The following is a 17,383-nucleotide window of genomic DNA, read 5'->3' on the forward strand; positions in this document are numbered from 1 at the left end:
GCGCTTCGTACTTTTAATCGCCTCCAGCTCCTGGCCTGACAGATCAGGGTGATAGAGCTCGCACTTGGTGGCCGAGATATCACTCATCCCGGCCTCAGTGACTACCGGCTCGACCGCGCCACCATCCCACCTGGGAAAGCCGAGACCCCAAGACGAAAAAAAGGGGCGATCAATGATCGCCCCAAATACAACGAGAGGTCCTTTTCTAAAACTACAAGCTGATCTGCTGGCGCTCCTCATCCGTCAACCGCGCCCGCGCCTGGTCACTCAACGGTCCGGCGCCGAGTACCTGCACCGGGCTGTTGGGGTTGTAGCCCGAAGTCTTCTGCCCGTCCTCCGGCTTGCGCTCCACTGGCTCGCTGCCAAAGCTCAACACTTCCACCGTGACAATCGACGCCCGGCCCTGTTTGGCCGCCGCCTGCTGGCTGCGCGCGGCATCTTCCGCCGCCTGGGACGCCGCCGCACCGGCTGCGCTCGCCGAGGTCATGGCCCCGGTGTTTACCGCCGCCGACACCGGCACCCCGGACGACTTGCCCTGGGTCTGGATGTTGGCGGCATTAACGACGCGCAACGCGGCAATGTTGATGTTGCCCGAGACCCGAATCCCCGCTTCACCCGCATCGATGGTGCCCAGCGGGGCGATCAGGTCGATGTCTCCGGCCGGCACTTCCGGAATCGGGTTCAAGGTGGCAATCCCCGCCCCGGTGCTCGGCACCGCCGGCGACAGGGTCACGTTGCCCCAGTTGTCGTAGACACGCTTGGGCGGCGTGTACACCACGGTGGTCTTGGATCCGCGACCGGCGTTGATGTCGCCCTCGCCGGACCAGCCCATGATCGAGCCGCCGAAGGTGGTCATGATGCGGCTCTGGCCCAGCAGGATGCTGCCCATGGAATACAGCTGGATATCGCCGGCGCCCTGGGTGATCACACCGGCGGTGGACGGCGGTGCCGCGCCTTCGATGCCGAAGGTCTGCCCACCGCCCGGGGTGAGCATCTGGATCGAGCCACCGAAATTGGTGTGTACACCGGAGCCGCCGAACAACGTGATATCGCCCTTGTAGGTGATCGGGTTGCCGGCCACGTCCTTGTCCGGGAACAGCGCGGCAATCGCTGCACGCCCCCGTACATAGCTGCCCTGGCGCACACCGCCCACCGCGTTGTACTCACGGCCGGCGGCCTTGAGTTCGGCGAAGTACACATCACGGGCGAACACCCGTTGCTGTTCAGCGGGCAGTGCGGCGTAAACCGCGCGGGCCTGCTCGCGGGTGCCGACGAAACCGAAGCGCTCGGCGAGCCAGGTGACCAGTTCGTTCTCATAGGTCTTGGCGACCTTGCCGCCCTGGATCGACAGGGCTTCGCCTGGCTGGACGAGGTTGGCCGGGTCCAGGTAGGCCTCGACAAAGCGCCGGTAATCCGGGCCGTTGGGGCCGACGCCAGCTTGCATGACGATGCCTGCGCCAGGGCGGTTGTCGCCCGCGACCACCGGGCCCAGGCTGGTGATGCTGACTTCGCCGCCCTTCGCCGGGTCACGCCCGGACATCAGGATATTGCCGCCCGCCGTCACTTCCAGCAGGCCAGGACCGGCAACCTGGAAGTTGCTGTACAGAATGTCGCGCCCGGCGGAGACGATGGAGATGTCAGTGGGGTTGTTGTGGATGAACAGGTTGCCGGTCGACTGCTCGCTGACCGCACCAGGGGCCGTATTAAAACGGCTGCCACTGCTGACAATGTCTCGCCCCGCCATCATCCAAACTGGCCCGTTACCCTCATACCAGGTCTGCCCTGAATGCAAAAACGTGGGGGAAGAATTGAACGTCAGGGTCCGGCCGCTGCTGACCCCCACCAGATCGCCGGTCAAGGCATAGAACCGCGCCGGTTCCGTTGGCGCGTAAGCGGCTGCCGACGCCGTGGCGGAGCCAAAGGCAAACAAAGGACGCGGAATGGAACCCGACGAGCTACCGTTCTCCGACAGATTGTTGCCATCGGCAACCACCTGACCATCAATGGTCCCGACGAACGCCGGCCGCCAAGGTGTGGCCATGATGCTGGGATCGGCCCCGGAAGGCGTGACAAACATACCGCCCGCATAAATCGAGTCATGGGCCAGGAATTGCAACTGGCTGCTGACACCGGGGGCGAGCACCAAGGCATTTATCGGACTCGTATCGGCTTGGTACCCCAAGACGGCGTTTCCGTAATAAATACTGCCGCCAGCCGCCGTCGCTCGAACGATCGATGGGTAGACAGTTGCCAGGTCGGACGCTGCGGCGGAGACAGATGGCGTCACGTTGCCCCCCGCTGAAAACAGGTCGATTGCCGTGTGACCGGTCCACAACGAGAACCAACTTTCGCCGGCCCCACTCGCCCCGCCACGGGTAAACGATGAGTTGTTCAGCAGGACGACACGGCCCGGGTCAATCACTTGCTGCAGCACCAGGTCACCCAATGTGGTCAGGTTGAATGTGGCATCCCCCGGCACCAGGGTGATGCCCCCCACTGCCCGGCCACGGGTCGCCTGGAACGGATCGAATGCGCGGGTTTCGCCCGGGCTCTGCTCAGAGCTGTTGCTGCCGTAGGTCAGGTCGATCCGGCCCGTGGTCGCACTTTGCAGTTGGACATTGCCCCGGATATTCACCAACTGGCCGTTCTGATCGTTTACATCAACCACGCTGCCAGGGTTCAGGGCGCCACCGATACGCACCCGTAAATCACCACCGCCCGTCAACTGCAGGCTGCCATCACCGGCAACCCGCCCGGTACTGCCGACCGCCAGCACCAGCCCCTGGCTGCGCGGGTTGGCAGAGGCCGACATTGGGTTGCCGTCCATGCGCCGAAGCACACCGGCATCCCCGCCTACCTGAACATCTACGTCACCGCCGCCGAGGGTGCCGAAACCGGTAAACCCGACGAACGCATCAGCCTTGGAGGCGTTGGCGGTATAGCTACCGAAATTGATCCACCAGGCCGTCGGCTGCGCCTGCCCGCCGGTGTTCACCGTGCCGCTGCCCTGGCGCCACAGCCAGTTGGCCACATCGGCGGAGTCGATGCCGTTATCCAGGGGGTTGGGCCGACTTGGGTTGAAGACGCCTCCCAGGATATTCCCCGTCAGGTTGCCCCCCACGTTCACGCTCAAATTCCCCCCTGCCTCCGGGTACCAGGCACGGTACAGGCTGTCAGATGAGCCGTTGACGAACTGTTCAAAATAACTGTTGGTATCGTTCAGCACCGTCTTCGCGCTGTTCAGCGCCTTGGGCTGGTTGTAGGGGTCACTGGCACCGGTTGCAGTGGACGATGTACCGGCGGTGTAGACCCCGTACAGGGAGTCCATGCTCAAGTCGCCGGCGCTGAGCAGTTCGAGGTCGCCCGTACCGGTGCGAATCACACTGAAACGGCTGCTGGAGGGGGTCGCCGCATACTCTTTGCCGCTTTGGGCCTGGCAGTAGGCGGGCGAGCTTGCACAGAACTCATCGATGGACGGGATACCGAACTGGTCCAGGATGCTTTGCTCGATCGGCGTTCCGACGGTGACGATAATCCCGTTGTCCGCCAGGTCCTTGGCGCCGAATTCGGTCCAGACATAGCCAACTTTCACGGCGCAGTACGCCGGATTGCCTCCACAGAAATCATCAATCGAACCCAGCCCGAAATCATCGAGGATCTTTTGGTCGATCGGGTCGCCTTCCTTGACCACCACCCCATTGGCCGCAAAGTCCTCCACCGCGAAGGCGGTCCAGGTCAACTTGCCCTTGGCGGGCATCTCCTTGGCAAACATGCCGTAGTGGCTGTCAGCCAAACGCAGGTCGCCGCTGCGCGGATGGGCTTGCAGGATGCGGCTGTCGGCCGCCTCGGTGTCAGCACCTGCAACCAACCGCAGCGACCAGGATTGCGAACCTTCGGCCAGCATCGGCGAGAGGGCCCACAGCTTGCCCTGGCGCCCCGCCACTTCCGGGCGCAACGCCACCGACTCAGCCCCGCCCGGCAACTTGACGTTGGTGCCGGAAGGAATCAACGCGCCGCGCGGCAGCGGTATGTCGCCATTGAGGGTCACGTGGTTTTGCGTCGGGTTAAGCGCCTCGTAGTTCGTCGGCAACGGCACCCCTTTGGGCCAGGTCAGCGCCCCGAGCCGGGTGTCCTGGGTCAGCAGGCTGCCGGCGTCCAGCTGTGAGCCGGCCGCCAGGGTGTGTGCCTGGCTCAATAACGTGCCTGCGGCAAACAGCACATTGCCCGCGCTGTCGAACACCGCTGCGGCCAGTACCGTACCGGCAGGCAGCGTCAGGTCCTGGTTCAGCGTCGCCCGGGTCGGCAAGCGCGTTCCGGCGGCCACGCCCACGGCCTTGATCGGCAGGTCGTAGTTGAGCACGGTGCCCGCCGGGAAGGTCGTGCCGTCCGCCAGGGTGATGCCGTTACCCGGCACGATGATCGTGCCGCCGGTAAAGTCGATACCCGGCAACAACACCCAGCCCTTGTCATCGACGGTCTGCGGTGGCGGTGCAAAACCGTCGTTGATGCTGCCGTAAATATTCAGGTCGCCACCGGCGCGCAGGGTCAGGCTGCCCGACTCACCGGAGCCATACACCGAGGTTTTCTGGCTGTTGGGGTTGAGGCTGGCGTAACGGTAGCCGGACAGGTCCAGATCGCCCTGCACCACCAGGTCACCGTCCGCGGTCTTGCTGACGATTTCCACGCCCGGGCGCAGGTGGAAGGCATCGGCGTAGGTTGCATTGTTAAGCCCGGCGAGTTTGTTTTGCAGCAGGTTCTGGTTGAGCAATGCACCGTTGATAAAGGCCGTGCTCAGCACATGCTTGCCATCCAGGTAGGCCTGGTCGATCTGTTGGTAAGGCCGGCCGCTGGCCGTCGGATCGGTGACCAGCGGCGCATCGTCGTAACTGATCATGCCGTTGAGGGTGATCGAGCGCGCGCCCTGGATCGTCAGGCGGCCATGGGCATCGATGTTGATGTCGTTGCTGGTGCCATCGACGTTGATCAGCCGTGGTGCATTCAGTTCCAGGGTGCCGCGGTTGCGCCCGTCATTGCCCTGGACCGCCTCGGTGCCGTGACGCAGGTCGATGCGTGCGCCATCGGCCAGGGTCAGTTGACCGGTGCCGGAGCCGAGCACCACCATGGCCCGGTTGGGCGAGTCGATGATCTTGCCGTAGCTGTCCACCCGCAGCTTGCTGCCATGGGCGTCGAGTACCGCGCCGCCGTCCAGGGTCAGGCCGTGCTTGCCGGCCAGGTTGATGCTGCCGACGCGCTCGCCACTGGCGTCCACCAGGCCGGTGACCCGCAGGCTGCCATTGTCCACGGAGACGTTGACGGTGCCGGCCTTGAGGCCATTGCCGATGGTCAAGTCGCCCTGCTTGAGTTGGAAGCTGCGTGTGCCGAACACCTGGCCTTGATTCAGGCGCTGGTTGAGGTCGGCGAACTGCTGGTCCAGTGAACCGCTGCTGCCCAGGCGCTGGGCCTGGATTTCCACGGTACCGGCCTCATAAGGCATCGTGGTCCCGCCCGCATCGTAATAGCCACTGCTGCCGGCGAGGATCGTGCCTTGCAGGTCGACGATACCGCCCGCCGCGTCCACCGCAACCGCCCGCAGTTTGCCGGCCTGGTTGTTTTTGGCCGAGAGGTCGATGGTCGAGCCGGCAGCCTGCAGTATGTTGCCGCTGCGGCTGTCCAGCAGCACCGTGCCGCCCGCGCCGTACTGGGTCACATCGTTGAACACAGTGGCGCGACCGGCCACGTCGATCAACGCCGCATCCGTCAGCACCACATCACCCCGGGCGCCCAGGCTGACTTTGCCGCTGGGCAGCACTACCGCCGTGGCCAGGCGAATGCTATCGCCTTGCAGGGACAGTTCGGCGCCCTGGCCGTCGGCCTTGCCACGCGCCCCCGCGGACGCTGCAATATCAATCGCCCCACCTGCGGTGATGCGGTTCACCGAACCGGCTTCGCCGGTCATCAGCGGGGTGAGGATATTCAGGTCGCCGCCGCTGTACTGGAAGCCCTTCACCGGGTCATAGGCGCCCTGGCTCTGATACACCGAGAGGCTGCCCTTGTGGTTGGCGGTAATGCGCTCGCTGGCATTGAGGTTCACGCTGGCAAAGCCCAAAGCCAGGCGATCGAAACTGCTCACGGTGTTGGTCTGGGCAAAGGCGCCGTAGCCGAACTCAATACGCTCGGCGTTGATATCCAGGCGCCCGCTGCCAGTGCCCGCCCCGCCGGCGATCACCGAGCCGGGTGGGGTGGTCGCGCCCTGCCAGATCAGGTTGGCGGTATGAATGTTGGCCACGTCGCCAGCGCCACCGGCACCGTAGATCGCCGGAGTGGAGAGCATCAGGTTGCTCAGCCGCGACTTACCCGTCAGTGGGTCATAGGTGTCCAGGGAGGTACTGCCGTAGAAGTTGAAACTGTCCCGCGCCGAGAGCTGCAGGGTTTCCAGGGCCGGCGCACCGAACTGTGAATCACCTTTGAGCAGGCGATCAAGAAGCGCCTGGGTGAGTGTCAGGCCGGCCGGCAACTGATTGGCCGCAGCGGCAGCGGCCAGGGCTTGGGCGCTGCCGAGGTTAATGGTGTTGACCCCCAGGTTGAGGTGACGGGTGCCGTAGCGCACCTGGTCGCCCAACTGGAAGGTATTGTTGGTCAACGCCACGATGCTGCCTTCGGAGTACAGCCCGGTTTGCCCGCTGCACAGGCCCGTGTCACACACACCGATGCTGATCCCGCCGCTGGGCACCGTCGTATTGAATGCAATGACATTGAGCAAGCCGTTGGACGCCGCCAGCATATTGGTGACTTTGTAGATAAAACCGTCACGAGCGTCGTAGCTGGCTTTGCCACGGCCGATGGTGTTGATGGATGCGCCCTGCTCCAGGACGATCGCGTTGGTGTCACTCAACAAAAAGACTTCCGGCGCTGCGAGCGTCACACCTTCCCGAAGCGTGACGGTGCTGTTGGCCCGACTCGTACCGCCAGCCAGGACGATGTAATTCCCGGACTGGCCATACGTAACTGCCGTCATCCCCCCCACCATCAAACGCGAGGCTCCCAAGGCGTTGAGGCTGTCATCGTTGAAGGTAATGCCGGAAAAACCGCTGGTTGCGGAACTGCCCGCCGCGACGACTTCAATACCCAGTTTGCCTGGATCAATCACCGCCACCGCGCCGCCATAGCCACCCGTCGCGGCCTCAAAACGGCCTATGCCCTGGAACGAAAACGCATCAGCGCCGCCCCCTGGCCGCAAGGCCAGTTTCAGGGTCTTGGCGTCGACGGCGAGCATCGGGCGTGGCACACCCTGTTTCGCAGCGTCGGCCATGGCGAACTGGGCGTAGCTGGTTTCGTTGTATTGGGAATAGCGACGCAAGGTATCGGCCGAGGTCAGAATCAACTGGCTGGCAACGCTGTTGCCGATCCCGGTGTTGGCGATGGACAAGCGCCCGGCGGTGGACCAGGAGCCATTGCGCATGCGCTGGGTGGCGGCATCACTGCCGAGACCGGCCAGGCCGTTGATCTCGACACGGAAAGCGCCGGGCATCAAGGCGTAGGTGGACGGCATCAGGGTATAAGTGCCCGCCGGCAGCCCCGGCACTCCGGCGCCGATGGTGACCTGCTGGCCCACCAACGGATCGACTGCGCCCTTCTCCGGCGCCACCGGTGCCGCGCCGGGCTGTACCCCGGGCACGATGGCGTAAATCGGGTTGGTGGCCAGGCCCGGCAGCACAAAACCGCCATTGGCACCAAACTGCACCAGTGGGCTGTAGCGCGCATCCGTAGAGCCTCCGCGCCCGGAAACGAAACCGGCCCCCAGCAATTCGCCGCCGCCCGACAGATCCAGGGTAGCCTCAGGCTGCACCTGCACCGACTGGCCGCCGAGAATCACCCCGACGCTGAGTTCCGCGTCCTGGTTGACCAGCCCGCCCTGGCCGACAAACGTCACGGTCTTGCCGTTGTACTTATAGACCTGCCCGTCCAGGGTGCCGCCATACGGCAGCACCAGGCCCCTGCCGCTCACCGACGTCACGCTGCCCGGCAGCAATTGCACCTGGCTGCTGCCCATGCTGCCGATATCGATCAACCCCAGGGGCGCCCGCACCACACCGCCCTGCCGCACCGTCGCGGCGCCCAGTTGCAGGCGCCCGAATGCCGAGTAAGGCACCGCGGCATCCGTGTTGCCGGTACGGCTAATGGTCAGGGTGCGCAGCGGGTCGAACGTGATGTTGAGGCTGTTGAATTCGCTCAGGTAGCCGGCAATGACCCGCGCACCGACCTCCGTGGCCGGATACAACTGCGCCGCCCGCAAGGTCATATCGCCCTGGGTCAATAACTGGGTGCTGACCCTCAAGGCCACGCCGTCCGGGTTCGCACCCGCCAGGAAGCGCAGATCGCCCTGGCTGGTCAGGTTGACCTGATCAAAGCCGCGACGCTCAAGGCCGACCAGGCTATCGTCGGCCTGGCGCAGTTTGCCCTTGCTGCCAAACAACACGCTGCCGCGCACATCGATCAAGCTGCCGCTGGCATTGAACTGCGCCTCGGTGGCGCGCAGCGAGGGTAACGGCAACACCGACACCGGGTTCACGTAGAACTCCCGGGCCGGCGAATCCATGCCGGACAGCAGCAGAGACGGTGCCGACAGATTCACCCGGGCATTGGCTGCCGCGCCCTCACTGAGGTTGAAGGCACCGCTGTACAGGCGCAGGCTCTGGCCCATGTTCAAGGACACATCGCCGTCGAAACTCAACAGGCCGTTGCTCATCAATGCCAGGTTGTCGAAGCCGCCCGCACTGACCTGGTCGACGCCCAGGCGAGCGTGGCCGTATTCCAGGCTGTCGGCCGCGTCGGCGGCGGTGCCGGCGAGCGGGTGGGCCTGATGGGTCTGGCCGAGCACCAATTCACGCACCTTCAGCACGCGATCCGTGACACTGCTCTTGGTGTAATACGGGCTGTCCAGCGCTACGTTCAGGCTGCCGCCCGCTGCGCCGGCAGCGCCGGCCCGGGCTACCAGACTGCCGTCCAGGTACAAGCCATTGTTGGACGCCAGGCTGATGCTGCCGCCATTGCTGGCCACCCGGGTTGCGCCCTGCCCCGGCACATCCAACACCGCTTGTGTGCCCGACGCGTCCAGCCGGGCGCCCTCGCGTACCACCACAAACAGGTCGCTGGCAGTGACCGTGCCGGTGCTCAGGTTGATCTCGCCACCGATGCTGATCTTGCCGCCGTCACGGACCAACCCGTATTGGCTTCCACGATTGTCCACGGCGGTCGCGGCCCGGGCGGCGACATCGATCAGTGCGTTTTCACCCAGCCAGATGGAGCGGCCGTGGCCAACCGCGTTGGCCGGCTCGAACGCGCGCGTGGTCAGGCCGTTCAGGTTGACGCTGCCACCCCAGGCATTGAGCGTGCCGTCGACCGTCAGTTGGCCGATGCTGCGAAGGTTGATCGACTGGCCCGGGTCGACGCTGATCACCGCGCCCTTGCCGACCACCAGCGCGGTTGTCGGCAGTTGCTCGGCAGGCGACTCCAGGTGGCCGGCGGAAAGGGTCAGGCTGGCGCCACGGCGTTGGTTGAGTACGCCCTTGCTGGCGTCTTCCTGGTAAAGCGGCGGGGTCCAGCGTTCCATGACGCTGGCCGCGTCGCCGCCGCCCGGCGTCGTGGCGGCCTGCTCCGAGAGCCGATAGGCCGGCACGTTCACATCCACCTGAGTACCATCGGCGACCAGCAATCCTTCGTTGCCGGTAATGTCATAGGCCGAAAAACCCTTGTTGAAAAAATCCCCGGCCAACTGCAAGGTCTTGGCATCCGGCGCCTGCGGGCTCTGGCCGATCTGCACCTTGTTGGCCTGCAAGGTCAGGGTGCCGCCTGCGCTGACGCCATAGCCGCGAATCTCGGCGCCCAGGCCCAAAGCCCCCAGTGCGCCCACGGTCACGTCGCCGCCCTTGCCGCCCCGGACTTTGCCATCCAGGCCGATGGTCGCCCCGGACGACGTTTCCACCAGGCTGCCCGCCGCGAGGTTCACGTCGCCGGAGCTGCGCAACGACACCTTGCCACCGTTGATATACGCCACCCCGTCAGTGGCCGAAGGGTCCAGCGCCAGATTATTCCAGCGCCCGGAACTGTCCAGCTTGACTCCGGCGGCCACATCGAGCCGGCCGATACCCGGCAGAATCACATCGCCAACGACATTGGAGCGATTGAGGTCGACCTGGTTCAGCAGGTTGCCCGCGTTGATGCTGCCGCCGTGGGCCGTGAGGTTGGCATTGACTGAAACCACGGGGCCGAACAGGGTGATGTCGCCGCCGTCAGCCACCTTGAGTGCGCCATTGATGTCAATCTGCTGCTTTGCGCCGACCTTGATCGCGCCCAACCGGTAGCCATTGAGCTGGTCACTGTCGAGCACCAGTTTGCCCTGGCGTTCGGTCGGCAGCGCAGTGGCCAGGTCCAGGCCGTCGGCGATTTTTTGCGTGCTGCTCTCGATCAGCACCTGGTCGATGGTCGGGGTCAAGGCGTAGCGCAAGGTGCCGGTGGCCTTGTTGTACACCGGCGTGTACTGGCCAATGATCAACTGCGCCCGCTGGGCCATGGCCTGCTGTGACTGCTGATAACCATCAAGGTTGATATTCGGTGCCTGGGTCTGGCGATCGCCCTGGAATACATCGCTGATCAACTGGCCTTCCAGCACCGCGTTGGTGGTGCCCACCACCAGCTTGCCCGCGTCGCGGCCCACGGTGTAGCCCGCCTCGTAGCGGCTTTGCTGGGCCACCAGCGGGTTGTAGTAGAAATCGCTGCGGCCCCAGCGGACGCTGGTGTCTTCAAAGCCCTTGTAGATCCCCGCGTAGAGAATGTCCCCGGGGGCTTTCGACAGCTCATAGAGCTGGCCGTCAGGCCCCTTGAGCCAGGTCTGGCGGATGTAGCCGGCCTGCACATCGACGGTGCCGCCCGACAGATTGACCTGGGCACCCTGCTGGGTCACCACGTCCTTGCCGGTGAACGTCACAGTGCCGCCCTGGGCCATCCACTCGCCGACCGAGTGGCCCTGGGTGCCCAGGTAACCGCCGACTTCCAGCAGCCCGCCGGCGGTGTACCAGCGGTCCGTCGCATAGCCGTTGGTGCCGGCCGGGACGAACACCAGGTCCCGCAGGTCGACCCACACGTCATTGTTGATCAATTGCCCGCCGTCACGGTTGGCGGGCGCGTCGCGCTGTTCGTTGCCCTGCACGTTGATCTTGATGTTGTTGGCTTCCATCGCCACCTTGACGCCAATCGCGCCGGACACGTCGATCATCGCGCCGTCACGCACCAGGCTGCGCTGGCCGGCACTGACCGCCACCTGGCCGCCGGTGGCCAGGGTGATCGAGCCTTTGCGCAAATCCACAGTGCCGCCGCTGACGATCTCGATCCGCGACTGGTCAGTGCGGTCGGCCACCGCGCTGAGGTTGTTGAACTGGCCGGTGATCAGGTTGGCAGGCAAGCCGTCGAGCTTGATCAGGCCGTTGTCCTTCTGGCTATTGAGGGCGGTGCTGCCGCTGGCGTCCAGCAGGATCGCCGTGGTGCTGCCCTCGCCCAGGGTCACGCTGGCGCTGGTGTCGCTGGCGGCGTTGAGCAAGTGAATCGTGCCGCGGGTATCCACCGAGGTGCTGGCCAGGGCCACGCCGTTCTGCTGCACCTGGTGCCCGGTGAGGGTGATGTCGCCGGTCGACGCCATGATCAGGCCGCTGTTGCTGACCTTGCCCGACGTGCTGCCGGCCTTGAGGCTGGTGGCCACTTCATTGCCACGGGTGGTGGAGCGGTCGTTGCCGGTGGTGCCGACGCCCTTGCGGATATAAAAACTGTCGCCGGCGGCCAGGGTGGCCTGGCCCCTGGCGGTGATGATGCTGCCGGCGTTCTCGACCTCCGAGCCGAGCAGCAAGGCGTAGCCACCGGCGTCGGTAGAGGTGGCCGGGTTGTGAGTCTGGATCAACGCGCCGCGCTGCACCTCGACCTTGCCCGCCGCGTCGGTGAAAGTCGGCTGGGTGCCGTTGGCATCCACATAGATCCCGCGTTGGGTGAATTGGTCATCGGTGATGGTGGCGGCGGCCGCCACCAGGTTGCGCACATTGACCTGGCTGCTGCCGCTGAAGATCACCCCGTTGCGGTTCATGATCATCACTGTGCCAGGGGCGTTGATCTGGCCCTGGATTTCGCTGGGGCGCGCGTTGGGGTCGTTGACACGGTTGAGCACGGCCCAATTCGATTGCTGCTGGAAATCGACCGTGGTGTTGCGTCCGACGTTGAAGGTTTCCCAGTTGAGGATCGCCTTGTCGGCGGTCTGCTCGATGGTCACCGTGGTCTTGCCACCGGACTGGCTCTGGGTCGGGCCCTTGGCGTTGGTCCAGCCCTGGGTCAGGCTGTTGTCCACCTGCAAGCCGCCCTTGCCGAGGCCGTCGGGAATCGTCGAGACCTGGCCGAGCGCCGCTTGCCGGCCAGCGGCCTGGGCGGCCTGCTGGGCCGCAATCGCCGCGACACTGTTGTTGAGCGTGCTGATGGAACGTGACAACTGCTGGTTCGCCCGCGCCTGCTGATTCAACGACGGAATCCCCGGCACCTGCGCCCCGTTGAGGCGGGCCGCTGTCGCCGCCTGGGAGGCACCCTTGTCGGCAAACCAGCCGGAGCTGAACGCTGTCGCCGCGTGGGCGCTGCCTGCCACCATGAACAAGGCAATCGCCTGGGCCAGGGGTTTGAGGCGCAGGATCGTCTGGCCGCCAGGGCCTTGGGCATTCAGGTTGACCGGTGGTTTGCAGCGGACCATCAGGAAGCTTCCTTCTTTGTTATTGCCCATGGGGAACTGGCGACGTGCGTCACGTATGGGAGTTAGGCGGTTGGCGAGGGGCGGGACTGAACTTCTGTCATGGAAAGTTCATGTAAGGCTGATAGCCGAGCCGCAAACGCAAAAATCAGCAACGGCACAGGCCGTTGCTGATCGGGTGTTGCCGGTCGGTAAAAGCGTGGGTTACAGCGGACGACCGATGGCGTTGCAGACATCAGACTTGCCGATGCTCAGCGCGCTGGTTGCGGTAACGAAGTTGCTGGTGATCGCGGCTTTCCAGGCAGCTGGCAGTGGCACGAAGCGGTTGGCCTTGATCGCGTTGTCGTTGCTGTTCAAGGCGCTGGCACCGAAGTGACGGGTGAAGAATGCACGCACTTGCGAGGTCTGGGTGGCGTCGGCGTAGCACTGGCTGAAGATCAGGTTGGTGAAGCCCAGGATCGGATAACCGCTGCTTGGGTAAGGCACGACGCTTGGGTCGTTGGCATCGGCGGCGGCAGCAAACACCGGTACCCAGGCGTTCTGGTTGGCGACGTTGGCAGCAGCCGGTACGGGCACAGCAGCGATGGCGGCGGAAACGTTATCAGGGGCTGGAGAAACACCGGCGACCTTGGCCACTTTGGTGGCGTCATCCAGGCCAGCCAAGGTAGGCGCGGCATAGTCCGGGCTCATGTAGGTGATGCGACCATCACCGGCGTTCAGCGCGGTCATCACGCCTTGGCTGGTCACGGCAGGCACGGCGCCTGGTGGCACGCCGAAGCTGTCCGCGAAGTTGGTGGTGACCACAAATTTCTTGGACTCATTGACGCACTTGGCCGCCAGGAAACGGGTGAACAGCTCGGTGGTGCCACTGGCTTCGTTACGGTAAACCACCACGATGTTACCGGTGCGACCGGTAGCCGGGAGTTGGTTCCAGGTGGTGATGCGGCCCGAGAACACGCCGCACAGTTGATCAACGCTCAGGTCAACTGCGTTGGTACCGGCCTTGTTGAATGGAATGGCAACCGAAGTGGCGACCGAAGGCACTTGAATCAGCTTGCCCCAGGTCGCTTGTTTGGTGGAGGCGTAGGTGGACAGTTCAGTCGAGGTCAGCTTCGAGTCGCTGCCCGCCCAGTGAACGTTCTTGGTGCCGGTGCCGAACTGGCTGTAGTCGTTGTTCAGGAACGCCAGTTTGCCCTTGCCGCTGCCCACGCCGATGTACGGGGCGAAACCGGCGGTCAATACGCCGGAGGTCTGGTACAGCGGTTGTGGCAGGGTGGCGCCGCCGCCGTTGATGTCTGCCATGGCAGCCTGGGCCGAGCACAGTGCAGCGAGGGTCATGGATACCGCGAGAACGTTGCGCTTAAACATGAAGAAGCTCCTTTCGTCGTGTTTGTACGTTGGGGTAGATGACGCTATGGCTTCGGTCCCGGGCTGTGTTCCGGGGGGTACCCAGGGGTGAGGCCATGGGTATGAAATTTCGCAGCATCCGATGACAGCTAAAGGAAAAAACCTCGGGAGGAACGGCTTGATTTTTAAAAAGATTCTCGGGTGTTTTGGTCACACTTTTGAGCGGTTTGGGGGTGAGGTGACAGCGAGGTTTCAGCGCGGATTTCGAGGACCGGGCTGGAGGCGTTACGGGCCGTGTGGTGGGGTTGGGCAGATGACAGAATGAGGAACCCGAGGTTGGGACCCGCGTGTCGGGCGCGCGAAAATAGTCTTGAAGAAACGCAGTTCAAATGTGGGAGCGGGCTTGCTCGCGAAAGCGGTGGATCAGGCGCGACATGTGTTGACTGACACACCGCTTTCGCGAGCAAGCCCGCTCCCACATTTTTGATCGTGTTTCGTCAGCAGTCAGGTCACCAGTTGATTGATTTCGATGATCGGCAGCAGCACGGCCATGACGATGACCAACACCACGGCGCCCATCACCACGATCATCAGTGGCTCAAGCAACGCCGTCATGCCCATCGCCCGACGCTCGATATCCCGCGACAGGGTTTGCGCCGCGCGCTCGAGCATTGGCGGCAGCGAGCCGGTTTTTTCGCCGCTGGCGATCAGGTGGATCAGCACGGGCGGAAAGACCTTTTCCACCGCCAGCGCAGGAGCCAGGTTGACGCCCTCGCGCACCTTGGCCGTCGCGTCGCTGACACACTGGCTCAAGCGGTCGTTGGACAAGGTCTGGCGCGCCGCTTCCAGGGCGCGCAACAACGGCACGCCCGCCCCGCCGAGAATCGCCAGGGTCGAGGCAAACCGCGCGGTGTTGAGGCCCAGTACAAAACGCCCGATAAACGGCAGGCGCAACACCCGGCTGTGCCAGCTCAACCGCGCCACGGGGTTGCGCAGGTACAGGCGCCAGCTCCAGAAACCACCCACGATCCCGGCAAAACACAGCCAGCCCCAGGCGCGGATAAAGTCACTCGCATTGAGCATCGCCAACGTCAGCCCCGGCAGGTCCTGGCGAGCCTGGGAAAACGCACTGACCACCTGCGGCACCACGTAGCTGAGCAGGAAAATCACAATGCCGATGGACACCAGCCCCACCACGCCCGGGTAGATAAACGCCGTGAGGATCTTGCCCCGCAGGTTATTGCGTTCCTCGATATAGTCGGCGAGGCGCTCCATGACCTGGGCCAGGTCGCCGGACTCCTCCCCCGCCGCGATCAGCGCCCGATAGATCGACGGAAAGTCCCGGGGCCGGGCGGCCAACGCATCGGCCAGGCGCATGCCGCTGCGCACATCGGCGCGCACCGCGCTCAAGGTCTGGGCAATGTGTTTTTTCTCGGCTTGCTCCACCGTGGCGCTCAACGCGGCCTCCAGTGGCAGGCTCGCACCGAGCAGGCTCGCCAACTGGCGCGTGGCCCAGGCCAGGTCATTGTCCGAGAGTTTGGCGCTGAACCGGCCGCCACCGCCGGCACGCTCGTTGTTGTTCTCGACCTGCACCCGCAAGGCCGTCAGGCCACGGCTGCGCAGGTGGGCAAACGCGCCGCTCTGGCTGTCTGCCTCAAGGTGCCCGGACTCCAGCTTGCCGCTGGCGTCGGCGGCTTCGTAGCGGTATCGGTTCATCAGGCGTCCCGTGTTACGCGCAGGATTTCTTCGGGGGCGGTGGCGCCGCTGCGTACCCAGCGTTCGCCATCCTCACGCATGCTGAACATGCCGGCGCGGCGTGCGGCGGCCTTCAAGGCCTGCTCGCCGGCGCCCTGGTGGATCAGCCCGCGCAGCTCGTCGTCGATGCAGAACAATTCATGGATACCGGTACGCCCGCTGTAACCGATCTGGTTGCACTGCGCGCACCCGACAGGCCGCCAGGTGCCGGGCGCGGCCGGGTCTTCCTGCTTGCAGTACGGGCACAGCCGGCGCACCAGGCGCTGGGCCAATACGCCGAGCAGTGACGAGGCCAGCAGGAACGGTTCGACGCCCATGTCGATCAAGCGGTTAACCGCCGAGACGGCGTCGTTGGTGTGCAGGGTGGCGAGCACCAGATGGCCCGTGAGCGAGGCCTGGACGGCAATTTGTGCGGTCTCCAGGTCGCGGATTTCGCCGATCATGATGATGTCCGGGTCCTGGCGCAGGATTGCCCGCAGGGCCAGGGCGAAGGTCATGTCGATCTTGGCGTTGACCTGGATCTGGCTGATGCCCGGCAGGTCGTATTCCACCGGGTCTTCGACGGTCAGGATATTGCTGGTGCTCGCATCCAGCCGGGCCAGGGCGGCGTAGAGGCTGGTGGTCTTGCCGCTGCCGGTGGGGCCGGTGACCAGCACGATGCCGTGGGGTTGGCGGATCAGGGTGTCGAGTTTGGCCAGGACGGCGGGGTCCATGCCGAGGGTTTCCAGTTGCAGGCGGCCGGCTTGTTTGTCCAGCAGGCGCATCACTACGCGCTCGCCATGGCCGGTGGGCACGGTGGAGACGCGGATATCAATGGGGCGACCGGCCACGCGCAGGGCAATGCGGCCGTCCTGGGGCAGGCGTTTTTCGGCGATATCGAGTTGGGCCATGATCTTGATGCGTGAGACCAGGGCGCCGTGCAGGGCCTTGCGCGGGGACACCACGTCACGCAGGGTGCCGTCGACGCGGTAGCGCACCACGGAGTGGGTTTCGTAGGGTTCGATGTGGATGTCGCTGGCTTCGTCGCGGGCGGCCTGGGTGAGCAAGGCGTTGATCATGCGGATCACCGGGGCGCCGTCCTGGGTGTCGAGCAGGTCGGTGATTTCGGGGATGTCTTGCATGAGGCGGTCGAGGTCGACTTCGTTTTCGGCGGCGCCCACGACGGCGGCGGCGCTGCCGGTGTCGGCGTAGGCAGTAGCCAGGAGGCCGTCCAGTTCGTCGTCGCGCACCTGGATGAGGTGGGTTTGGCCGAACTGGCGGTGGACTTCGCTGATGGACCAGCCGGGGGTCGAGGGGCAGATGGTCAGCGTCGGGCCCTGGGTTCCCGGGTGAAGGAGGATGCGTTGGGATTTGGCCCAGGCGTAGGGCAGGAGGCTCATGCTTTTGCGCTTCGTTTGGTTGAGTACATATCCATTCCTTCGGTTACGGCTTCGATTGGTTCCGCTCTTACAGCGGCTCACTTTTGAACAGCGCAAAAGTAAGCAAAACGCTCTTGCCCCACCACTCGGC

The 17,383-nt window shown here is 64.5% G+C and carries 4 protein-coding genes; all 4 read right to left on the reverse strand.

Annotated features, from left to right (window positions below; genetic code table 11):
* Window positions 1–211: 211 nt before the first annotated feature.
* The 4 genes from AC3WKX_RS28960 to gspE all read right to left on the reverse strand — a co-directional run bounded on the left by AC3WKX_RS28960 (window position 212) and on the right by gspE (window position 17,253).
* Entirely contained in the window at window positions 212–12,775 is a 12,564-nt protein-coding gene (locus AC3WKX_RS28960) for a filamentous hemagglutinin family protein (protein WP_102605750.1), read from the reverse strand.
* A 201-nt stretch (window positions 12,776–12,976) separates the two neighbouring features.
* On the reverse strand, window positions 12,977–14,140 hold the full coding sequence (locus AC3WKX_RS28965; RefSeq protein ID WP_003210472.1) for a substrate-binding domain-containing protein: 1,164 nt from the start codon (window positions 14,138–14,140) through the stop codon (window positions 12,977–12,979).
* A 483-nt stretch (window positions 14,141–14,623) separates the two neighbouring features.
* Window positions 14,624–15,835, reverse strand: coding sequence for a type II secretion system inner membrane protein GspF (gene gspF / locus AC3WKX_RS28970; RefSeq protein ID WP_102605751.1), 1,212 nt, complete (start codon window positions 15,833–15,835; stop codon window positions 14,624–14,626).
* On the reverse strand, window positions 15,835–17,253 hold the full coding sequence (gene gspE, locus AC3WKX_RS28975) for a type II secretion system ATPase GspE (RefSeq protein WP_102605752.1): 1,419 nt from the start codon (window positions 17,251–17,253) through the stop codon (window positions 15,835–15,837). The genes gspF and gspE overlap by 1 nt, the downstream gene beginning before the upstream one ends.
* Window positions 17,254–17,383: the final 130 nt, after the last annotated feature.

Source organism: Pseudomonas sp. GP01-A4 (assembly GCF_058780865.1).

Excerpts from the sequence above, each read along its gene's own strand:
- AC3WKX_RS28960 (WP_102605750.1), bottom strand. The coding sequence starts at position 12,775 with ATGGTCCGCTGCAAACCACCGGTCAACCTGAATGCCCAAGGCCCTGGC.
- gspF (WP_102605751.1), bottom strand. The coding sequence starts at position 15,835 with ATGAACCGATACCGCTACGAAGCCGCCGACGCCAGCGGCAAGCTGGAG.
- AC3WKX_RS28965 (WP_003210472.1), bottom strand. The coding sequence starts at position 14,140 with ATGTTTAAGCGCAACGTTCTCGCGGTATCCATGACCCTCGCTGCACTG.
- gspE (WP_102605752.1), bottom strand. The coding sequence starts at position 17,253 with ATGAGCCTCCTGCCCTACGCCTGGGCCAAATCCCAACGCATCCTCCTT.